Origin of the sequence: Enterococcus sp. ARL09-542 (assembly GCF_005234805.1) — a bacterium.
In the GTDB taxonomy this organism is placed as follows: Bacteria; Bacillota; Bacilli; order Lactobacillales; family Enterococcaceae; genus Enterococcus_D; species Enterococcus_D gallinarum.
The window spans coordinates 281,217-302,562 of record NZ_QPQX01000004.1 but is presented as its reverse complement, the minus strand read 5'-3'; the positions used below and the strand labels follow the sequence as shown (position 1 = coordinate 302,562).

The 21,346-nt window shown below is 42.8% G+C and carries 25 protein-coding genes and 1 other RNA gene; 9 read left to right on the top strand and 17 right to left on the bottom strand.

Annotated features, from left to right (window positions below; translation table 11 throughout):
• Window positions 1-109 precede the first annotated feature (109 nt).
• Both DVW06_RS06905 and DVW06_RS06900 read right to left on the bottom strand, forming a co-directional pair.
• Complete coding sequence (locus DVW06_RS06905; RefSeq protein WP_021149210.1) at window positions 110-472, bottom strand: hypothetical protein; 363 nt, start codon at window positions 470-472, stop codon at window positions 110-112.
• A 67-nt stretch (window positions 473-539) separates the two neighbouring features.
• A complete protein-coding gene (locus tag DVW06_RS06900) occupies window positions 540-920 on the bottom strand; it encodes a CvfD/Ygs/GSP13 family RNA-binding post-transcriptional regulator (protein WP_003128793.1) in 381 nt (126 codons plus the stop codon).
• Window positions 921-1,007: 87 nt separating this feature from the next.
• Here DVW06_RS06900 and DVW06_RS06895 point away from each other — a divergent pair, with 87 nt between their 5' ends.
• Entirely contained in the window at window positions 1,008-2,186 is a 1,179-nt protein-coding gene (locus tag DVW06_RS06895; RefSeq protein ID WP_029487258.1) for a MalY/PatB family protein, read from the top strand.
• 24 nt (window positions 2,187-2,210) lie between these two features.
• Here the strand turns inward: DVW06_RS06895 and DVW06_RS06890 are convergent, their stop codons facing one another.
• Window positions 2,211-2,795 (bottom strand): peptidylprolyl isomerase, encoded by a 585-nt coding sequence (locus DVW06_RS06890; protein ID WP_003128790.1) that lies wholly within the window; start codon window positions 2,793-2,795, stop codon window positions 2,211-2,213.
• Window positions 2,796-2,940: 145 nt separating this feature from the next.
• Here DVW06_RS06890 and DVW06_RS06885 point away from each other — a divergent pair, with 145 nt between their 5' ends.
• The 3 genes from DVW06_RS06885 to DVW06_RS06875 all read left to right on the top strand — a co-directional run bounded on the left by DVW06_RS06885 (window position 2,941) and on the right by DVW06_RS06875 (window position 5,243).
• Complete coding sequence (locus DVW06_RS06885; protein ID WP_003128789.1) at window positions 2,941-3,918, top strand: NAD(P)/FAD-dependent oxidoreductase; 978 nt, start codon at window positions 2,941-2,943, stop codon at window positions 3,916-3,918.
• A gap of 3 nt (window positions 3,919-3,921) precedes the next feature.
• Window positions 3,922-4,569: a bis(5'-nucleosyl)-tetraphosphatase (symmetrical) YqeK gene (gene yqeK / locus DVW06_RS06880; RefSeq protein WP_041120432.1), complete on the top strand. Its 648-nt coding sequence runs from the start codon at window positions 3,922-3,924 to the stop codon at window positions 4,567-4,569.
• A 164-nt stretch (window positions 4,570-4,733) separates the two neighbouring features.
• Window positions 4,734-5,243: a phosphatidylglycerophosphatase A family protein gene (locus tag DVW06_RS06875; RefSeq protein ID WP_003128785.1), complete on the top strand. Its 510-nt coding sequence runs from the start codon at window positions 4,734-4,736 to the stop codon at window positions 5,241-5,243.
• Window positions 5,244-5,388: 145 nt separating this feature from the next.
• On the opposite strand, the gene DVW06_RS06870 is transcribed toward DVW06_RS06875, so the two are convergent.
• The 4 genes from DVW06_RS06870 to DVW06_RS06855 form a co-directional block, all read right to left on the bottom strand.
• Window positions 5,389-6,030, bottom strand: a complete 642-nt coding sequence (locus DVW06_RS06870; protein ID WP_003128784.1) for a TIGR01906 family membrane protein — start codon at window positions 6,028-6,030, stop codon at window positions 5,389-5,391.
• A complete protein-coding gene (locus DVW06_RS06865; RefSeq protein WP_003128782.1) occupies window positions 6,027-6,797 on the bottom strand; it encodes a TIGR01457 family HAD-type hydrolase in 771 nt (256 codons plus the stop codon). Before DVW06_RS06865 ends, DVW06_RS06870 begins: the two co-directional genes overlap by 4 nt.
• Before the next feature lie 3 nt (window positions 6,798-6,800).
• Window positions 6,801-7,412: a YutD family protein gene (locus DVW06_RS06860; RefSeq protein WP_003128781.1), complete on the bottom strand. Its 612-nt coding sequence runs from the start codon at window positions 7,410-7,412 to the stop codon at window positions 6,801-6,803.
• A gap of 85 nt (window positions 7,413-7,497) precedes the next feature.
• Window positions 7,498-8,877, bottom strand: coding sequence for a bifunctional metallophosphatase/5'-nucleotidase (locus DVW06_RS06855; RefSeq protein WP_005472621.1), 1,380 nt, complete (start codon window positions 8,875-8,877; stop codon window positions 7,498-7,500).
• Window positions 8,878-9,068: 191 nt separating this feature from the next.
• Between DVW06_RS06855 and DVW06_RS06850 the strand changes: the two genes are divergently transcribed.
• Entirely contained in the window at window positions 9,069-9,320 is a 252-nt protein-coding gene (locus tag DVW06_RS06850; protein WP_005472623.1) for a hypothetical protein, read from the top strand.
• 177 nt (window positions 9,321-9,497) lie between these two features.
• Entirely contained in the window at window positions 9,498-9,944 is a 447-nt protein-coding gene (locus tag DVW06_RS06845; protein ID WP_005472624.1) for a GNAT family N-acetyltransferase, read from the top strand.
• Window positions 9,945-10,256: 312 nt separating this feature from the next.
• Here DVW06_RS06845 and ffs read toward each other — a convergent pair.
• The 10 genes from ffs to DVW06_RS06795 all read right to left on the bottom strand — a co-directional run bounded on the left by ffs (window position 10,257) and on the right by DVW06_RS06795 (window position 18,687).
• Window positions 10,257-10,355: signal recognition particle sRNA small type (gene ffs / locus DVW06_RS06840), an RNA gene on the bottom strand.
• A 24-nt stretch (window positions 10,356-10,379) separates the two neighbouring features.
• Window positions 10,380-10,886: a tRNA adenosine(34) deaminase TadA gene (gene tadA / locus DVW06_RS06835; protein ID WP_005472626.1), complete on the bottom strand. Its 507-nt coding sequence runs from the start codon at window positions 10,884-10,886 to the stop codon at window positions 10,380-10,382.
• A 272-nt stretch (window positions 10,887-11,158) separates the two neighbouring features.
• Window positions 11,159-11,494 carry a hypothetical protein gene (locus DVW06_RS06830; RefSeq protein WP_003128776.1) on the bottom strand — a complete coding sequence of 112 codons (336 nt, stop codon included), beginning with the start codon at window positions 11,492-11,494 and terminating at the stop codon, window positions 11,159-11,161.
• A 68-nt stretch (window positions 11,495-11,562) separates the two neighbouring features.
• Window positions 11,563-12,927, bottom strand: coding sequence for an RsmB/NOP family class I SAM-dependent RNA methyltransferase (locus tag DVW06_RS06825; RefSeq protein WP_003128775.1), 1,365 nt, complete (start codon window positions 12,925-12,927; stop codon window positions 11,563-11,565).
• Between the two features lie 308 nt (window positions 12,928-13,235).
• A complete protein-coding gene (locus DVW06_RS06820) occupies window positions 13,236-13,871 on the bottom strand; it encodes a YczE/YyaS/YitT family protein (RefSeq protein WP_003128773.1) in 636 nt (211 codons plus the stop codon).
• Between the two features lie 82 nt (window positions 13,872-13,953).
• Complete coding sequence (locus DVW06_RS06815; RefSeq protein WP_003128772.1) at window positions 13,954-14,670, bottom strand: zinc metallopeptidase; 717 nt, start codon at window positions 14,668-14,670, stop codon at window positions 13,954-13,956.
• 85 nt (window positions 14,671-14,755) lie between these two features.
• Complete coding sequence (locus DVW06_RS06810; RefSeq protein ID WP_005472630.1) at window positions 14,756-15,082, bottom strand: zinc ribbon domain-containing protein YjdM; 327 nt, start codon at window positions 15,080-15,082, stop codon at window positions 14,756-14,758.
• A gap of 271 nt (window positions 15,083-15,353) precedes the next feature.
• The gene (gene dapF, locus DVW06_RS06805) at window positions 15,354-16,184 is read right to left on the bottom strand and encodes a diaminopimelate epimerase (protein WP_003128768.1); all 831 of its coding nucleotides are present in this window, start codon (window positions 16,182-16,184) and stop codon (window positions 15,354-15,356) included.
• Between the two features lie 18 nt (window positions 16,185-16,202).
• Window positions 16,203-17,507: a diaminopimelate decarboxylase gene (gene lysA, locus DVW06_RS06800; RefSeq protein ID WP_003128767.1), complete on the bottom strand. Its 1,305-nt coding sequence runs from the start codon at window positions 17,505-17,507 to the stop codon at window positions 16,203-16,205.
• Window positions 17,491-18,687, bottom strand: coding sequence for a M20 metallopeptidase family protein (locus DVW06_RS06795; RefSeq protein WP_005472632.1), 1,197 nt, complete (start codon window positions 18,685-18,687; stop codon window positions 17,491-17,493). Before DVW06_RS06795 ends, lysA begins: the two co-directional genes overlap by 17 nt.
• 187 nt (window positions 18,688-18,874) lie before the next feature.
• Between DVW06_RS06795 and dapA the strand changes: the two genes are divergently transcribed.
• Genes dapA through dapD form a run of 3 tightly spaced genes read left to right on the top strand, consistent with a single transcriptional unit; the run spans window position 18,875 to window position 21,250 of the window.
• Window positions 18,875-19,756, top strand: coding sequence for a 4-hydroxy-tetrahydrodipicolinate synthase (gene dapA / locus DVW06_RS06790; RefSeq protein ID WP_021149191.1), 882 nt, complete (start codon window positions 18,875-18,877; stop codon window positions 19,754-19,756).
• Window positions 19,757-19,768: 12 nt separating this feature from the next.
• A complete protein-coding gene (gene dapB, locus DVW06_RS06785; RefSeq protein WP_003128764.1) occupies window positions 19,769-20,524 on the top strand; it encodes a 4-hydroxy-tetrahydrodipicolinate reductase in 756 nt (251 codons plus the stop codon).
• Window positions 20,525-20,536: 12 nt separating this feature from the next.
• Window positions 20,537-21,250, top strand: a complete 714-nt coding sequence (gene dapD / locus DVW06_RS06780) for a 2,3,4,5-tetrahydropyridine-2,6-dicarboxylate N-acetyltransferase (RefSeq protein WP_003128763.1) — start codon at window positions 20,537-20,539, stop codon at window positions 21,248-21,250.
• Window positions 21,251-21,346: the final 96 nt, after the last annotated feature.

Sequence of the window (21,346 nt, the reverse complement as noted above, 5' to 3'; positions counted from 1 at the left end):
CGGCGCACAGAACGCGCCGCATATCGGACTAAGTTTTATTCAAATTTGTCTTCACCAACACGATTTGACGAAGAGCCCTTTTTTATGTAGTTGTCTTCTATCCATTTGATTAGAAGAATGGCATACCTTCTATTTTGTAATCTTCAATAATTTGTCTGAAAACATTCGGTTCTTCCCACGCATAACCATCAGGTAGTTGTTTGTCTTGTCCTGATTCTTGGGTTTCAAAAACAAAAAGTGGAATATTCTCAGCATCAATCGATCCATTGGTTAATTCAACAAGATCGATCGCTGTCACGTCTAAATGAATACTGTCTTTAAACAATTGTAAAATATTTGCTAGACCGGTCTTATCTTCAGAGAAGTCTGTAGATGCCAGTTCTGCGGTACCTTCGTGCGTCTGCATCAAAAACTTTTTCGAGCCATTTGCCAAGTGCATCATAACTGTTCCTGCCACTTTTTTGGATCCCAAAATACCCACCTCGGTTATTCAACTGATTGTAAATCAATTTTAGCACATTTTCAGAAAATATGCACGATTATCTCTTTCCGTTTTCTTTTTCCAGCATCTCTTTGGCTTCTGCTGTCCACTTTGGTAAGGCTTCAGCAATCGTCCGAAAACCGATTCGTTTGTTTTTATTCGTAAAATACCTTTTGCGCTTATAAGGAAGCTGAACAAATTTTTGTTCTAATGTTCTGCGGGACAGACTGATTTTTTGGCTATATTCATCGATATCGATAATCTGTACGCGCACCTCCTGGCCCACTTGCAAAACATCATGAATATTCTTCGTGTATCCAGACTGGATCTCAGAAACATGGATCAAGCCTTGTGTTTCTTTATCGAGCGACACAAAGGCGCCGTATGGTTGTATACCTGTGACCGTTCCGTCAATAATAGTTCCGATTTGATAGTCCATATGATTTCCTCTCTTTTCATCTTTTATTATACTTGAACTAGTGTTAGATTTGAAGTAGTAGAAAAAAACGATCTAGGAGGGGTACATATGACGAATTTTGACAATGTCCATTCACGGTTAAATACCAATAGTGTAAAGTGGGACAGTATTGCTACGACCTATAAGGAAGAAGGTTTACTGCCGTTATGGGTAGCCGACATGGATTTTTTGGCACCTAAGCCGGTCAAGAATGCCCTGCAGCAAGTGATTGATCAAGGAATTTACGGCTATACTGTTTTCCCTGAAAGTTTGTACGAAGCAATCATTTCTTGGCAAGAACGAAAACACAACTACTCGCTACAAAAAGAGGAGATTTTGTTCAACAGTGGTGTTGTCCCTAGTCTCGCATTAGCTGTGCAGAGCTATACCAATGAAGGCGACAGTGTAATGATTCATGATCCAGTGTACCCACCATTTGCTGACGTTGTTGAAAAAAATCAGCGTCAACTTGTGCGCAACCCGTTGATCGAAAAAAACGGGCATTTCGAAATCGATTCCGTTGCAATGGAATCTGCTATTGTAGATAACCATGTCAAACTGATGATTTTGTGTAATCCACACAATCCTGGTGGTCGTGTGTGGACAAAAGAGGAGCTGCAAACAATTGGGTCGATCTGTCAAAAACATCATGTTCTCGTGGTCAGCGATGAAATCCATCAAGACATCGTTTTTGCTCCGAATACATTTGTTTCATTTCAGACAGTTGATCCTGTTTTTGCTGATTTCTCCATTGTTTTAACTTCAGCAACCAAAACATTCAACTTGGCCGGCATCAAAAATTCAATGATCTTTATCAAAAATCCGGATTTGAAAAAACAATTCATAACTGTTCAAGAAAAAAATGTTCAAAGTGAAATCAATACATTCGGTATTGTAGCAACAGAAGCAGCCTATCGAGAGTCAGAAGCATGGCTGGATGAATTGCTTAACTATCTTTCAGCCAATATCGAATGGACCTGTGAGTTTTTGGTAGAAAAATTACCTGAAATCAAGTTTCAAAAGCCAGAAGGCACCTATCTTATGTGGCTAGACTTCTCTGCCTACGGTCTTTCTGACCGAGAGTTACAACGCAAATTGATCAAAGAAGCAAAAGTGGTCTTGAATCCAGGTATCAACTTTGGCCCATCTGGAACGCAACATATGCGGATCAACTTGGCTTGTCCTCGAGAAACGCTGCAAAAAGGTCTCCTGCAAATTGCTGCTGCATTCACAGAACTGAAACAATAAAAAAGAACCCCGCGGGGTTCTTTTTTATGCACTGATTTCAATTGTTTCGATCACAACATCATGAACAGGACGGTCTTGCGGTCCTCGTTGAACGTTTGCGATTTCGTCCACTACATCCATGCCATCTACAACATGACCAAAAACAGTGTGACGGAAGTCTAACCATGGCGTTCCACCTTGTTGATATGCTTCGATCACTTCGGAAGGATAACCTGCTCCCTCTAATTGACCAAGCATATTCGCTGGTACGTTTTGATTGTTGACAATAAAGAATTGGCTGCCGTTTGTATTTGGGCCGGCATTAGCCATTGATAATGCTCCGCGAAGATTGAAGAGCTCTTTTGAAAACTCATCTTCGAAGCTGCCCCCGTAAATACTTTCGCCACCCATACCAGTACCGGTAGGATCGCCGCCTTGAATCATAAAATCAGGAATAACGCGGTGGAAAATGATACCGTCGTAATATCCTTTTTGGGCAAGTTCGACGAAGTTTTTCACGGTTTTTGGGGCCAATTCTGGAAAGAGCACTACTGTGATATCTCCCCGATTCGTTTTGATAACTGCTTTATGACCTGTTTCTTTTAAATGTAGCTGTGGAAATTCAGACACACTTAACGCCTCCTTGTTTATACTAAATACTAAAACAATGATAGCAGAAAAATGAAAAAATGCTAGTTAAGACAATTTTTGCTATAATGAAGCTATTCGTCCAGGTGATACTGTAGAATAATCAATCAACAGAGGGAGATGCACTATGGAGATATATGATATTACCATCGTTGGTGCTGGGCCGAGCGGCATGTTCTCTGCCTTCTACGCCGGTATGCGCAACGCAAAAACCAAACTGATCGACAGTCTGCCTCAGCTAGGCGGCCAATTGGCCACGCTCTATCCTGAGAAATATATATATGATATTCCGGGTTATCCAAAGATCAAAGCCGGTGAATTGGTTCAAAATCTTGAAAAGCAACTGACTACCTTCAATCATCAATACTGTTTGGAGGAAACCGTCTTACAGATCGAAAAGCACGAAGACTACCTAGAACTGATCACAGATAAAGGCAATCACTATTCCAAAGCAGTGATTTTAGCCTTAGGCAATGGTTCCTTCCAGCCAAGAAAACTGTCTATACCCGACAGTGAACGTTTTGAAGGCAATGGACTCGACTATTTCGTAACTGACTTGATGAAGTATGCGGGCCGCAAAGTTGCTATCGCTGGGGGTGGCGATTCAGCGATTGACTGGGCGCTCATGCTTGAACCAATCGCTAGTGAAGTTTATTTGATCCATCGTCGCCCAGAATTTCGAGCGCATGAACATAGTGTCAACAAACTGCGCGCTTCTTCTGTCAACATTCTAACTCCCTATGTTATCCAGGATATCAGTGGAGAAAAACGTCTAACTGAAATTGCTTTGCAGCAAGTCAAAGGAGATGAATCTGTTTCCTTGCAAGTGGACTCTTTGATCGTTAATTACGGTTTTTCTTCGACTTTGAACATTAAAGAGTGGGGACTAAAAAGCACTCGACAAGGCGTATTCGTTACATCAGATATGCGGACATCCATTCCAGGAATCTACGCTTGCGGGGATGTGGTCTTATACGATGGCAAAGTAGATTTGATTGCTACTGGTTTCGGGGAAGCCCCCACTGCCGTCAACAATGCGCTTCATTACATTGATCCTAAAAACCGGACACAACCTGCCCACAGCACTAGTTTGTTCAAGGAGTAGACCATGCTGAGTCGGTATAAAATTGATTTACCTGATGCGTCCCTTGCAAACCAAATGCGTGTTTACTTAGAAGCCTTTGACCAAGTATCGACTGTCCAACATCATCTCGAAGTAGCCAATGCCGCTGAGCAACTTGCCAAACGTTTCGGTGGCGACTGCCAGAAAGCAACGATTGCTGGATTGTTTCATGATATCAGCGTGGTCATTCCCAATGATGAACGTCTCGCATTTCAAGAATATTACGGTTTGGAGATAGTGCCGGAAGAAAGAAAAGTACCATTATTGCTGCATCAAAAACAATCGGCTACTTTGGCAAAAGAGCTCTTTGGGATCACTGACCCTGAGATTTTGTCTGCCATTACCTGCCACACGACACTTAAGGAAAATTTTTCAAAGCTGGATCTCATTGTTTTCCTAGCAGATAAAATCGAATGGGATCGCGCAGATGCGGCACCTTTTTTAGAGGAGCTACTGGCTGCACTTGATAACTCTTTAGAAGCGGCAGCATTATGTTATCTTGACTGGCTGTTTGCTGGTGATTTGCTAGTGGCCCACCCTTGGGCAGTTGCCGCAAAACAACAATTGCAAAAAAAGCTACTTACCAAAAAAGCAAAAACTACTATATTAAAAAACAGCTTAAAAAAGAGCTAGTATAAAAAAGGAAAAAAGCTATAAAAAGAACGGTCGCAGGATTTCTCTGCGACTTTTTTTCATACAGTTCAGAAACGACTACGTTGCTGTTCGTCGGTATTTTTTGATTCCACGGGCAAGATAAGATAGGATAGAAGTAAGAAAAAAGAATTGGAGGGAATCACATGGTATTAGAGAATAAAACACTTGAAGATAAGGCAAGAGAACTACTTTCAGAGCGCGGCGTATCACTTCAGGATATCGGCGAACTTGTTTTATTTTTACAAAAAGATTATATCGAAGGTATTACATTAGATATGTGCATTGAAAGTGTGAACGCAGTCCTCAGTAAACGTGAGGTTCACAACACGATTTTGACTGGTATCCAGTTAGATATATTGGCAGAAGAAAACAGCCTTTTGCATCCATTGCAGGAAATCGTCAAAGATGATGAAGGGTTGTATGGTATTGATGAGATTTTGGCACTTTCCATTGTCAATGTCTACGGTTCGATCGGTTTCACCAACTATGGCTACATCGATAAAGTGAAGCCAGGTATTTTAAAAGAATTAAACAGTCATGAAGGCCCCCGGGTCCATACATTCTTAGATGATATTGTAGGTGCAATCGCAGCTTCGGCAGCTAGTCGTTTGGCGCACCAGCATCCAAGCAAGTCTCATTACATCACTCAATAAACTTGTAAAAATCAGCTACTATCGAAAAAAGACTATCCCACAAGTCTGAAACACCTGAAGGGACTACCGTGTAAATCGTTACGCGATACTAGCAAGGAACGCCAGTATGACTGACGTTCCCGCTATCCTCTAGGTCTTTTCTCACTTATGAAATAGTCTTTTTTTGACTTTGTTTTGCCCACCAGTAAATCACAAAGAAAAACAGTTCAATCAGTACAAAAAATAAAATAAAACAGTGCATGAAGAACGTCTCCGGCAGAACATTGATGATGGGATCCGTTACTGGATCAAAAAGCCAATCGTCATTATTGAAGAAAATCTCATGAAACGTCACAAAAAATCGATCAAACCCGATTGCCATCAAGAAACCAAAGAAAATCGGCAGCAGCATCCCCCACTGCAATGGTCGCAACAACCGCCAGCGCTGATCATTTTTCCAAAAAGATCTAAGAAGCATGAAACTGGGGATCAACGTTACGAGCAGTACACCATAGTTTAATAAAAATAGTTTCTTCACATCATAGAAATGTCCAGCTCCTGCCGCTGACATCGGAAAATCTGGCAAAGCTAATGTCGTATTCAATGGATTGTTCAAGAAATCCAGCAACAACCCATAATTTTTTATCAATTCTTCTTTTGAAATGTCGGTATAATCTAAAATATTCAACTGTTGAATATCAAAATGATATAGCCAGCGAAAATTGATCGTTACCGTAATTGCTAAGCTGATCAGAAATAAAAACAAACACAGCATCCCTAGCCGCTCGATCCATACTTGTTTTCTCATTGGTCAAAATCCCATTCATCTAAGGAATCAATGACATAAGTTGGGGGTTCCGGTAAACGAGGCACAGCAGATTTCGGTGTAAAACCGGATAGTACCAATAGGGAATCAATGCCATTCCGAATCCCCGAGCAAATATCCGTCTCATAGTTATCTCCCACCATAATGACTTCCTCTTTTGGTAAACCAAGGTGTGCCACGGCTTTGTCCATAATAATTGCTTCCGGTTTACCGATGAAAATCGGCGGTGTCTGTGTCGCAGTCTCCACCATTGCGATCAAAGAACCGGCTCCAGGTAACAATCCCCGTTCGGTAGGGATATTTTTATCTGGATTGGTGCCGATAAAGGTAGCCCCTTTTTGAATCGCTAATGTGGCTAAGACAAACTTTTCGTAGGTGACATCATTGTCTAAACCAACGACGACATAATCCGGATTTTGGTCATCCCATTCAAAACCGGCCGCTAAAATCAAGTCGATCAATCCTGCTTCGCCGATCACAAAGACTTTATTGCCGCGACCGTGGTCTTTCATAAAGTCGATCGTCGCCAAACTTGCCGTATAAATTGTTGCAGGCGCCACATGAATGGCGAATTCATCCGCTAATCGTTGTGCGACTGTTTCTGGACTGCGGGTCGTATTATTTGTGACAAAAAGGAAAGGCAATTCCTTTTTCTGCAAAGCTTCAACGAAGCGTTTGCCTGCTGGTATCGGCTCTTTCCCTAAATAGATCGTGCCATCTAAATCAATCAAATATCCCTTATATTTCATAAATTACTCTTCCCGTTGACGGATCGTGAATTCTTTTTTATTTGTTTTTTTCACTGTCGTTTCTGTCGATCGCGCCTTTTTTTCTTTTGGTTTTCGATTTTTAATCGTTGGCTTCACCTGTTTTTGAGAAACAACTTCTTGTTTCTCATCGATGTGTGCCGGACGTGTTTGATTGCTTTGAGCTGCTGGTTTCTTTTTACGGCGTCGGGTCGTACTCTTTTCTTTCTTGCCGCCAACTCGTTGAATTACAAAATAAGCGCAACCGAAATTACAGTATTCATATAAATAATCCTCTAGCATGTCGATCCGCTGATCCGGTAATGCTTTGCGATTGTCTTTGTCAAAAAAACCTTTTAGACGCAACTGTTCATAACCCCAATCCCCTACGATGTAATCGTAGCGAGCCAATACTTCACTGTACCGTTCGCCCAATTTTTGGGGATCAAATCCTTCGCGATAATCTACCACCAATTTGTATTGGCGTGTACCGATCAATAATTCATCTTCATTAACAAGCGTAACCAGTTCGCCTTTTTGCGGCTGTTTCTCTGGTTCTTCGATGATCTCCTCGAGTACCGAAGTGATCTCGTCTGTAATTGTTTGTTTTTCGGTCATCTTTTCACCACCTGTTGTCTATTATACCTTGTTTTAATACGTAATGATAGTCGTGCTTGTATCAGATTCCCCTCCGACTTTTTCATTACTGGATCGGATATTTATGTGCTAAGTAGCTGCCAAAAACCGTACGAATAAATTCTGGAAATAAAAATTCACAGCGTCCGGCTATCTCGATCGTGGGAAAAAAAGGAATAAACAAATAATGATCCACTAATGTGATCTGGTATTCTTCCACCGGATTGATTACTTTGTTTTGCCACAATACTTGGTGATTGATGGCATCATAAGAGATCCCCTTATAAACCAGTTCACCAAATATTTTCCCACGAAATCCCATCCCAACAATTGGATAGTTCCGTAAAAAGCGCCGATTTTTTTCCATTTCTAAAACAAAACGGATCACATCTGCTCCCTTCAATGTCACTCGAATCAAGTGCATCGGATGAGGCAAGATGGTATGCAGTTGATCCTGGTCGATGCGCCCTGCCGGTAAATCACCTAAAAACAAACCGCTATTCAACACAGCAGCTTCCGTTTGTCCTCTAACACAAAGCGCCGCCAATGCTTCTTGGATAATCGAATCTTCGTTCCCTTCACAACGAAGCGCCCACGGAAGTTGTGCGACTTGTTTCGTTTTCAGCAAACGATGACCAATAGAAAGATAACCAGCAATCTCTTCTTCATCTTGCGGAAAAGCTAAAAGCTGCTCTGTAGGGATCACTCGGGCAGAACGCTCGATAGTTTGCCCTTGATCATCTAACTTAATCGTTACTTCACCAATATAAAAGCCAAATTTCCCCGCTGCTGCCAATTGTACGCCATTGACGATTTCGCCGGTCTCGAATAAGTGATGCGTATGAGAGCCTAAAATCACATCCAACTGAGGAAACTCAGCCGCGATCGCTCGATCTGCATTGATTCCCAAATGACTCATCAAGACTAAAATATCGACTTGGGGCTGCAAATGATTGATCAATAAAGGCAGCAATTCCAAGGGTTCACGAATATCCCAGCCGTTTGGTGAATAGGTCAAAGGAAAGGGTGCCGTAAAAGCAATCAGCCCGACTTTCGTCCCTTGATTCGTTTCGATGATCTGGTAATCCTGCCGCCATTTTGGTGGTTTCAAATCATTCTTATCGAAAAGGTTCGCCAATAAGATAGGAAACTCCGCTTGATCATAAAGATGCTGAAGCTCTTCTTTGGAATTTCCCACACCTTCATTGTTGCCAATAGTCACTGCATCATAGTGTCCTTGGTTCATCAGCTCAATATTGGCTTGTCCGTTCGTTGCTTCAGTCAATGGATGCCACCGATCCACAAAATCTCCTAGATCCAAAGAAATCACTGTTTCTTGACTCGAATCTGCTTCTTGCTTCCGTTGATTAAGATAACGGCGGATCTTAGGCCAATGCTCCAGATGTGAATGCAAATCATTCGTGTGTACTAGCGTGATTTTTTCCATCTTATCCCTCTTCTCACCCATTTGCTGTCGGCTATTTGATAAGTCTTCAGCTTAATGTTCCAACTACTATTAGAATAGCACAATTTTTGCGAGGTACCAGAGGGATGCTTTTCGATTCAGGTTTTGTTTCCAGCGTTTGGACCGCCTTTCTAAAGACCTTGTGCTACAATAAAAAAAAAGGAGGGATTTCGATGTTAGAACAGTTACGAGCAGAGTGGGAAAAACTTTTTGGCCACAAGTACACTTCTTCCTCTGAGAAACAACAAACGGTGGATGGAGAGACCTCCCATCGTTTATCCGACGAGGATCCAGAGACACTTCATGAGATGATGGGGACAGATTGGAACACGTTTTTAGACGGTAGTGATATCTTCACTGAATTATCCGCTGAAGAACAAGAAGAGATCCGCAGGAATGGCCCTCGGCATGAAGACTATATCTAATTCGATCTGCTACAAACAATAATAGAACCCCTCGCTTATAGGTGTAGTGGTTCTCAGACTGCAACTAACTTCATTCGTGTCATGAAGTGCTGTATATCTGTTGGATATACAGCACTTCGTTTTTATCTTTTTTCTTTGATATAATTAAAAAAATCGGAGGTTTTGGAGGTCAAGAACTTGAAAATTATAGAGGTAAAAGAAAGAACGGCACCATTGATAGAACAGCTATTAACCATTTGGGAAAGTGCTGTAAGAGCAACGCATCTCTTTCTATCAGATCATGAAATAGAAGAAATCAAGACGTATGTACCACAAGCATTAAAAGAAATCCCCTATTTAATTCTCATAGAAAACGAAAATCAAGCACCTGTTGGCTTTATGGGGATCGTGGAGCAACATCTTGAAATGCTTTTTATTGCTAACGAAGAAAGAGGAAAAGGGTTAGGCAAAGAATTGCTTACATACGGCATAGAAAAATATTTGGTTAATGATTTAGCAGTGAATGAACAAAACCCGCTTGCAAAAGATTTTTATGAACACATGGGATTTGAAGTTTATAAAAAAACAGCGTTTGACGAACAAGGCAATCCATATCCACTAATTTATATGAGATTAGACAGATAACTATTCCAGTAGTTACTTTTTAGCAAGAGGTTATGCCATAAGTCATCATCCAACAAGTGAAACCGTATCATATTCTATTGCGATAGATTCCTCTGACTTTTGCGACGAGGAACCCCTGCACCGCAAGAGCAATACTATATCATGTTCGGATTTCACTTGTAGGAGACTTATGGCACAGCCCCTTTTTTTATTTATTATTGAATGAAGGATATAAAAAAAGGGCGTTTGTCTACCCCCTCAGAAGAACTCACTTAGAGAAGTCGCAGTTCTGCTTTTTGGCAACAAAAAAAGCTGATTTTCATCAGCTAATAGTTAATTAAAAAAAATCAGACACATGGAGACTCCTGCTTAGTGCTGCTTCCTTCCGGATCTGACACGCTTCACAAGACCTCCATTGTCCTAGCCTTTCGGCAAAATTTAGTATAACGTATTTTTCTATAGATTACCAGACTTTTTTTGTTTTTTCTTTTGGCGCAATGCCCGAAAAAAATCTTTTAGCACTTGCCCGCACGCTTCTTCCAAGATCCCGCCTTCTACGTAGGACCAATGGTTGAAACGCTCATCTTCCAACAGATTCAGCAAAGAACCGGCAGCACCGCCTTTTGGATCGTAGGCGCCAAAGTAAACTTCTTCGACACGAGCCAGCATCATTGCACCACTACACATAGGACAAGGCTCCAATGTAACAAATAGCTGCGCTTGTTCTAAGCGCCAGCTTTCGATGGCTTGGCAGGCTTGTTGGATGGCAAACATTTCGGCATGAGCTGTTGCCTCTTGCTGTTTTTCCCGCAAGTTGTGTCCTCGGCCAATAATTTGCCCCTCTAAGACGACAACTGCCCCGATGGGGACTTCGGCGATTGCTTCCGCTTTTTGCGCTTCTTTCAGTGCTTCACGCATAAAATATTCTTTTTCACTTTGTGTGAGGGTACTTTCTTTCTTCAAAATGATTCCTTTCAATTCTCAATTGGGATAAACATGGAAAGCTGACACTGACTCTATAGAAAAGCTCTGGCAATTTTTTAACGCAGTCATTCAGTAGCCGTACCTGTTCCAGTTGCTATGGCTCCCAATTCCTATTTTCCTTTTCTCTGAACAAAAAAGAAGCGCCAAATGAAGCCTAGTCAAACAACTGCTATGGCAGGACAACCACTGGCAGGTTCTTTCAACGATCTTCTGGCCGCTTCTAACAGCATTTTCTCCAAGGAGATATTAGCTTAAAAGACTGCATCAATAAAGCTAGTCAACTTGTCTTTGACATTCTCTGTTGCATCTTTGACGTTATCTCCATAAACCGAGACTTTATGACGGCTGTCTTTGACTTTCTTCATGACGCCGAGCAATGCATCTAAATCTTTATCCGTCAAATCATCGACGACACCTAATAATTTTTCGTTGCCATTAAATTTGTCGTCAACAAACTTTTTCACTTTGTGACGGTTGCAAGCGAAGCGTACTTTGTTCACGACTTTGTCTGAGACAACGACTGCTGTTGAGATGCCAGCAATTGCCGCAATACTTAATCCAATCGTTACTTTTGTTGATGTTTTCATATCGATCAGCTCCCTTTATTTGCTACTTCTATGATAGCACGACCGATCAAATAAAAATACTATTTCGTTTATTCCAGAGTGAACCGCAATCCTTTCGGGAAGAAGTTTTTCACCACACCTTGCACTTGTTTGCCGAAGCCAATCGGGACCTCAGCCACCTTCAAGACGACCCAGCCTTCATTTCCAGGTACCGTAATCGTTTCACCAGCCACGTACTTCTGCCACTGAGCTAACTCAATTGACAAGAAAGGTGCTTCATCATTTTCTTTGATCGCCATTGCCAATGCAAAACTCGGTTCGATACGATTCTTTTTCACAGTCCCTACGTGAAGCCCTGGACGTAATACGCGAACCCCTTTTAGTGATGGTAATTCACTAGGTACTAACCACAGATGATCCCCAAAAAGCTGGATATCGGCAGCAGTCTCTTTTAAAAATGGATAGTTTTCTTGGAAAGATTGCCAAAGTGATCGCGTGACAGAATCAATCCCAGAAGCTTTTTTGGTTTTTTTGGTTTTCTTTGGTTTGGCTATGTTCTCCGATCCAAGATAGGTCAGCTTTGCGGCAAAATGACCTTCCCCTTGATTTTTGTGAGGCCATAACCGAATCGTCTTTTCAATGTCGTTCATCGGTGCCCAATCGTGGCGTCCATGAGACACATTTTCCAATTCAATCGGTTCAATGGAAAAAGGATATGCTGAGACCAGCCATTCAATGATGGCTTCATTTTCTTCAGGTGCAAACGTGCAAGTAGAGTAGATCAACTGTCCGCCAGGCTTTAACATCGCAACCGCTTCAGCCAAAATCTCCTTCTGGCGCTGAGCGCACTGCAGTGGCGAATCAGCTTGCCATTCCGCGATGGCCACAGGATCTTTGCGGAACATTCCTTCTCCTGAGCAAGGAGCATCCACCACGATTTTGTCAAAAAATTGTGGAAAATGCGGCGTCAGTTCTTGCGGCGCATGGTTCGTCACCACCACATTACTGATCCCCCATCGTTCAACGTTTTCCGATAAGATTTTTGCGCGTTTAGTAAAAATCTCATTGGAAACCAATAAACCTTTGCCTTGCATCTGACTTGCTAATTGCGTGGTTTTCCCTCCAGGCGCTGCACAAAGATCGAGCACTTTTTCTCCTGGTTGTGCATCTGCGATCGTCGCAACGATCATCGCGCTTGGTTCCTGACTGTAGACATACCCCGCTTGATGAAGCAGTGATTTCCCTTTGACTTCTCCAATATAGGCGTTCATTGCGTATGGTGCTGGACTTTTATCCGGTCCAAACATTTCCAGCATCGAGACGGCTTGTGGCTTCAACGGATTCAAGCGAAATCCTTTTACTGGATGCCCTGTTTCTAAAGCAGTAAAAAAGGCCGCCGCTTCGGCTCCTAGTAACTGCTGATATTTGGTAATGAATGCTGCTGGTAATTTCAAGATGATCCCTCCTAAGCTCTCTTATCATAGCGAGTGCTCAGCGATTGTGCAAGTAGCGTCAGGCAATTTTGAAAAAAATGTGACAAAAATCAACAGAAGGAAATCAAACCTAAAATAGGTCAGCAAAGGATCGTTCGTTCGAAAACGATTTACGCTATCCATTGCCCATTCACTGCTGATTTTGTCACAGTCTTTCGTTATTGCTGTAGGTATCGTTGAAATCGATCAATAGCATATCTACAGTGTTTTTTTGTACTGCTGGTATCTATCATCTGCTACTTATCATTGTTGTTTCGATAGGTCCGCGCTCATTTAAATAAAGATTTCTTGATGGTCTTTTCGATGAACGGCACTGAGGCGTAATCATCCCAGAACTTGATCAGCGGACCAACTAGAAAGGCACTGATAAATGTCCCAATCCCGATCGGTCCACCTGTGATCCAGCCGAGTGTCGCAAAAGCCACATCTTGGATCACTCTGACGACCCGATAATTCGCTTTCGTTCGATCAACGATTGTCGGTGCGATCGCATCATAAGGCGCACTTCCCACTTTTGCTGACATATAGAAGGAAGCACCAAAGGTAAAGAACAGAATACCGATCACTAAAAAGAGCCCTTTTTGCAGCCAACCTTCCGGAGAAACTGCGAAAAGTTCAAAGATTTTCGTATAAAAATCAATAAAAAAGCCCGTCAAGACCATATTGATCACTGTGCCGATCCCAATATGCCGACGACCAAAAAAGAAAATCAAGATCAACAAAACGAGATTGATCATTAATTGATAAACACCTAATGAAAGACCTAACCGTTCACCTGTTCCAATATTGGCAGCTGTATACGGATCCAGCCCGACGCCACCTACGCGAAGCAAGGAGGCGCCAAAACCGATGATAGCTACCCCGATCAACGCAAAAAGCGACCGCAGCCATGTTTCTTTTTTCATTTATTCCCCACCTTTTTCTTTTTATTATAACGACAATTTCAAAAAAAGGAAACTTGAGCATTCTCAAGTCTCCTTCTTTTCATTAGTCGCGGCGATTGTTATTGCCGAATAAAATAATCAAACGTAGTAATTGCAGCAATGTCGCAACTGCAGCTGCCACATAAGTCAAGGCTGCAGCAAACAATACTTTACGGGCCTGCGGTACTTCTTCTTCCGTTAAGAGACCGCCATCGGCTAAAATCCGTAACGCTCGTCTTGAAGCATCAAATTCGACTGGCAACGTCACCAATTGGAAAATAAATGCTAACGAGAATGCTAATATCCCCAGATTGATTAGGAAGGACCCTCTCAAAAGAACCCCGATCAAAATCAACGGGATCGACACCGCGGAACCAATATTAGCTACTGGGACGATCGCATGCCGGATACGCAATGGGAGATACCCTTTAGCATCTTGCACAGCATGCCCGCATTCATGGGCTGCCACTCCGATTGCTGCCACAGAAGTTGATTGTGCAGTTGCTTGAGATAGACTTAGCATCTTGTTGCCGGAATTATAATTATCAGTCAAATCTCCTGCGATAGCTTGGACGCCGACATTGTTGATGCCTTGGCTTTCCAAAATATACTGAGCCGCCTTGGTCCCGGTGATATTGTTTCTACTGCTTATTTTATCGTATTTGCTAAACGTGCTTTTAACGTATGCTGAAGCCGCCATCGAGATCACCATCCCGATAATGACTAAAATGAATGTTGGATCATAAAACCAACCAAAACCGTATCCACCGATTCCATACACGATGAAATCCCTCCCTTTCGTCTTTGACCTTATTTTACCATTAAATGGATGAAAATATTATGAAGAGGTATGGAAGATTCTGTTTTTAAAGTTTTTTTACAAATTCTGCCTTCAATTTCATGGCACCGAAACCATCGACTTTACAGTCGATATTGTGATCCCCTTCTACCAGACGAATGTTTTTGACTTTGGTTCCTTGTTTGATGGCACCAGAAGCACCTTTGACTTTCAAATCTTTGATGACCGTCACGGCATCGCCATCCTGAAGAACATTTCCGTTGGCATCTTTGACGACAGCAGCAGTTTCTTCTGTTTCCTGCCATTCATTGCCACATTCAGGGCAGACAAACAAGCCGCGATCCTCATATGCATAGGCGGATTGACAAACTGGACAATTTGGAATTTGAGACATATTCTTACTCCTCATAGTGATGTATTCTGTGTTTATTCAACGATCGAGCACGATCGTGAAAAAATAAATATAACTGTAGCATACAAAATTTCTGACTATCCTGCAATATCCTGCACAAAAAAATGCAATCGATAGAACAAACTAAGTTCTATCGATTGCATTTGATGATCTTCTCAGTTCTAGCTAAAGATGGCTTCTAAGAATAAGGCTTCCATAAGAACTGTCGCCTAAATGATTCTATGAACAGGATAATTCCGTCGCAAGACCACCCTCAGTCTAAAAATAGATTTTCGTCTAAAATACGCCCTTCAGAAACAAAAATCGCATCCCCAATCAGTTGGAGCTCCTCTGATGCAACTTCGACTCGCAGCTCTCCGCCTAAAACATGCAGCACAAGATTGGCTTGCGTTTGTTCCCGGCGTCGCGCCACCGCATAAGCAGTTGCCCCAGAGCCGGTCCCACAAGCATACGTAAAGCCCTCGACTCCCCGTTCATAGGTGCGGACAACGAGCTCCCCAGCTGAATCGGCATCGTAGAAATTCACATTGGCGCCTTTAGGAAATGCTGACCAATAGCGAATCCGTTGTGCTAAATCTGTCAATGCATCGAGGGATGTTTCTTGCAGACCGGGATACTTCACCACCGCATGAGGGATTCCTGGATCACCTAACTCGATATAATCAACGACAGGAACCTCTCTGTCAGCGAAAGGTTGGTCAAACTTCGCAACGGTGGGGGGATTTAACGTCACTTTGTACTGTTGCCGATCCAATCGCCAAGCAGGAACAGGTCCTGCAACAGTCTCGATCACCATTGCTTCTGAAGCAACCTTATTTTCATAAGCATAGCGAGCGATACAGCGTGCACCATTGCCACACATTTCCGCTTCCGTACCATCCGCATTATAAAAACGCATGCGGAAATCTCCCGTTCCTTCGGGATGATCGACAGCCATCAACGCATCTGCGCCGATTGAAAATTTCCGCTGACAAACTTGAGCCGCTAACTTAGCCAACTGTTTCGAAGAAAAATTATAGCGACGATTGTCGATCACAATAAAATCATTTCCGGCACCTTGCATCTTGGTATAAACGATTTCCATGATTTCACCTGCTTTTTTTTATTCTTTCATCAAAAACGAAGGGATACGTTCATTTTGAATCAACTGCTGGAAAGTCTGACGTTCAACCACCAATTCCGCGTGCCCCTTTTCAACAAAAACTACCGCTGGAATCGCAAGTTTATTGTAATTGCTAGCCATTGAATAACCATATGCTCCCGTCGCAAAAGTCGCAAAAAGATCTCCCGTCTCTACTTTGGGTAATTGCAGATCTTTGACTAAGATATCCGTGCTTTCACAAGCCTTGCCAGAAATCGTAACTGTCTCTGTGGCAGCTTCTGCTGCCCGATTGGCTAGAATCCCCGTATATTCAGCTTGATAAAGACCGGGACGAATGTTATCTGTCATGCCGCCATCAATACTGGCATAGGTTCGAATCTGTGGCAATGTCTTGATCGTACCAATAGTATGCAGACTGATACCTGCTTCCGCTACAATACTACGCCCAGGCTCGATCACCACAGTCGGACGTTGGAGCTGATGCGCTTGGCAAAACGTTTCAATCGTCGCCATCACCGGGTCCAAAAAGTAAGAATAGGGTTGACGAATATCCTTTTCCGTATAGCGGACACCAAATCCGCCGCCAACATTCAACTCTTTAACAGTATAGTCAAATCGATGATGGATTTCTAGAACTAATGCTAGCGCAGCCTCTGTCGCAGCAATATGGGAATGATTGTCAGACAATTGACTTCCGATGTGGAAATGCAACCCATAAAAATCGATTTCCGGTGCGTCAATCACTTCTTCAATCAAAGGAAATAAAATCTCTTCATCCAATGGGATCCCAAATTTCGAATCTTTCTGTCCAGTTGAAATAAACGCATGGGTCTGGACATTCACTTCTGGTGTGATTCGGAACATCACTTTTGCTTTCCGCTGTTTCTCTTGACATAGCGCTCGAATCAAACCGATCTCCTGACTGCCATCGACAATGATCCGACCTACACCATAATCGATCGCTAATGCCAATTCATCAATAGATTTATTGTTGCCATTGAATTCGATTTGTTCCGCTGGAAATCCTGCTTGGATGGCTGTGTATAGTTCACCGCCACTAACAACATCCAAAGACAGGCCTTCCTCATCAATCAACCGCAGCATGGCTAGTGTATTGAAGGCTTTCGAAGCATAGGCAGCTCGGGTGTTTTCATAGCGAGACAGAAATTCCTCGCGAATAGCACGACATTGAGTGCGAATCTCGGTCACCGAAAAAACGTACAAGGGTGTGCCAAATTCTTTTGCTAATGCCACTGTATCGCATCCATCCCAAAACAGGTGATTGTCTTTAATCTCTTTGATCATTACTGCGCTCCTCTCTTAGTACCTGACTCTGATTCAATCTTTCAATCAATCGCAGGTAGCACTCAATGCCTCCTAATAAGACTTTCTCATCAAAATTCATCTTGCTGCTGTGCAGCGGATAGGTATACCCTTTTTCTTCATCCCGAGTCCCGACAAAGAAAAAGACACCAGGGATCTCTTTTTGGTACATGGAGAAATCTTCCGCTAACATGTACGGCGGTGTCTCGATATAACTGTCGCCAGCAACATCCCGAACAGCATCTACCATGTCTGGATCATTGTCTACCACCCGATACAAGTGTTCGAAAGAAACTTCTGCTGAACAGCCATACCCTTTAGCAATCTCTTCAGCCGCCAATTTTACTCGTTGCGTCAATGTTTCATAGACCCCATCTTCAAAAGCCCGCATCGTTCCGTTCAACACGACTTCTCCGGGAATAATATTTTCTGCATCTCCTCCGCGAATCTTGCCGAATGTAATGACGGCCGAAGACAATGGACTAATGTTGCGAGAAACGATTGCATGGAGACCTTGAATGACCGCAGCTGCCGCTAAGATCGCATCGCTGCCTTGATGAGGTTGGGCCCCGTGAGCACTTTCTCCCAGGACTCGAATCGTGATCTCGCCATTTCGAGCCATCATTGGTCCCTTGCGGCAAGCAATCACACCTTCAGGATAGTCTGGAAAAACATGCAGACCGATAATCTGATCAATCGCAAAATCGGTTAAGATTCCTTCATCAATCATTAGCTGCGCACCACCAGGGCCTTCTTCTGCTGGCTGAAAAATCAACACAATGGTCCCGCGAACAGCTTCCGGGTAATCGGATAAGTACTTTGCAAAACCTAAAAGCGTCGCCATATGTCCATCATGTCCACAAGCATGCATTTTGCCGAGATGTTGCGAGGCAAAAGGAGCATTCGTTTCTTCCTTGATAGGCAATGCATCGATATCCGTGCGGAATGCTAACGTCTTCCCTGGTTTTTCACTGCGAAAAACAGCGATCAATCCGGTATCCAGAACCGGATAAATTTCTTTGATCCCGAAAGACTGCAACTGTTTAAGCAAATATTCCTTCGTTTTGAATTCTTCTAATCCTAACTCGGGAATCTTATGTAGTTCCCGTCGAAAACGAACCACGTCTTCGGTTAATTTCATTACTGCTTGAGATAATTGCATTCGTGGGCACCTTTCTTTCATTTGATCAGCAATATCGGCTGAAAATGTATGGATATCCACATTTTCATTGATATTGGATAATATTATAGTATATAATTCGAATAATCTATAGTATAAATAATCAAAATTTTTTGATTTTTAGTACAATTAGAGAAAGAATAAAAAGGTTGAAAGGATGTGGAGTAGTTTGACGATTTTTAAAGGTTCTGGCGTTGCATTGATCACCCCGATGTTTCATGATGGTTCGGTGGATTTCGACAAGTTGAAGTCACTGGTTGAGTGGCATATCCAGCAAGGTAGCGATGCATTGATCGCTTGTGGAACGACCGGTGAAGCCTCAACATTGAACGATGAAGAACACATTGCTGTTATCGAGGCGGTTGTCAAGCAGGCTGCGGGCCGCATTCCTGTGATCGGTGGCACTGGTTCAAACAATACGCAACATGGGATCCATCTTTCCCAAGAAGCAGAGCGTGTCGGTGCCGACGCATTATTGGTTGTAACCCCTTATTACAACAAAGCAACAAAAAAGAGTTTGGTTACTCATTACAAGGCAATTTGTCAAAGCGTTGAACTGCCTGTCATCTTATATTCGGTCGCATCAAGAACAGGAATGAACTTGACTTACGACATGGTTGCTGAATTAAAAGAGATTCCGAATGTCAAAGGAATCAAAGAGGCCAGTGGAGATATCTCACAAATTGCGTCTATCGCGCAACTAGTGGATGATGAATTTTCTCTCTATTCCGGCAATGATGATCAAGTCACACCAATCTTAGCATTAGGCGGTTCTGGTGTGATTTCGACGATCGGTAATATTGCCCCTAAACAAACAGCGACTTTGGTGGCAGATTTTCTTTCTGGAAATATTCAAGCAGCGATTCAGGAGCAGTTACGACAAAAACCTTTGATCGATGCGATTTTTAGTGAAGTCAATCCAGTGCCCATCAAAGCGGCAGTTTCCTTATTAGGAAAGTCTGACTTGCACTATCGGTTGCCATTAGGACCGCCTGAGAAAGAAACAATCAACCGTCTAAAAAAAGAAATGTCCGCTTATGGGCTTTTATAAGGAGGCAATCAAGTGAGACATATTTTATTGAGCGGTGCCAATGGTCGAATGGGAAAAGTTTTGCAGCACATGATTGCTGGACATGCTGAATTTGTGATCAGTGCTGGATTAGACCGTCACACGGAAGCAACTGGCGACTTTCCAATCTATTCTGCACCAGAAGCAGTCAAAGAACCTGTTGATTTGGTGATCGATTTTTCACATCATAGCAATGTAGCAGGCCTCCTTGACTTCTGTGTTGCCAACCAACTGCCCATCGTTGTGGCTACGACTGGTTTAAGTCAAGCAACCCAAGAAAAAATGGTCGCCGCTGCTCAAAAGATTCCTGTTTTTTATTCTGCGAATATGTCCGTGGGGATCAATGTATTGATCAAAGCCCTAAAAGCGATCACCCCACCTTTGGAAGCAGATTTCGATATTGAAATCATTGAAAAACATCACAATCAAAAAATCGATGCGCCAAGCGGAACTGCATTGTTACTGGCAGACAGCATCAATGAAAGTTGTCAAGAACCAAAAGAATATCTTTATGGCCGTTCTGGCAACGATCTGACCAATGATCGAAAACAATTAGGTATTCACGCTGTTCGCGGTGGCACGATCCCGGGCGAACACACGGTGATCTATGCAGGAGCAGACGAGATCATTGAGCTGAAACATACCGCATTATCACGGGATATTTTTGCCAATGGTGCGTTGAAGGCTGCCGAATATCTTGCACAACAACCTGCTGGACTATATGACATGGAAAATCTACTTGACAAGTAAAGGTGGTAACGTATGACTGAATTACAATTTTCTGATCCTTATCAATTAGCCAAATACATCAAAGAAGCCAATAAGCAGACCCCAGTCAAAGTCTATTTGAATGGTGATCTATCTACCTGTTCTTCCGAGACACTGAAAATTTTTGGGGCTGGCTCCTTTTACTTTATTGTTGGAGACAGTCAAGAAGTAGCTGATTTTCTAACGGCCAATCAAGATAAAATCACTGATTTCTATTTAGAAAATGACCGTCGGAATTCTGCGATCCCTCTGTTGGACTTAACAACAGTCGATGCTCGGATCGAACCAGGGGCTTTCATTCGTGATCAAGCAATCATTGAGAAGAATGCGGTCATCATGATGGGAGCGGTCATCAATATTGGTGCCGTTGTCGGCGAAGAAACAATGATCGATATGGGGGCGATTTTAGGCGCCCGGGCTACTGTCGGTAAAAAAGCCCATATCGGAGCTGGGGCTGTTTTAGCTGGTGTCTTAGAGCCACCTTCAGCTAGCCCAGTGATTATCGAAGATCATGTGTTGATCGGCGCCAATGCCGTAGTCCTTGAAGGTGTTCGTGTCGGTGAAGGTGCTGTGGTTGCTGCTGGATCTGTAGTCACAGAAGATGTACCGGCAGGGGCTGTAGTTGCTGGTTCCCCGGCTAAAGTCATCAAGATGAAAGATGAAAAGACGGCTAGTAAAACCGAGTTTCTTGACGACTTGCGGGGCTGATCTCGCCTGTTGCAACTTGCAAAAAAGCGTATGACCCGCGAGTCATACGCTTTTTTTATTTGCGTAATTTTTTACTACAGTTATTTACTACAATCA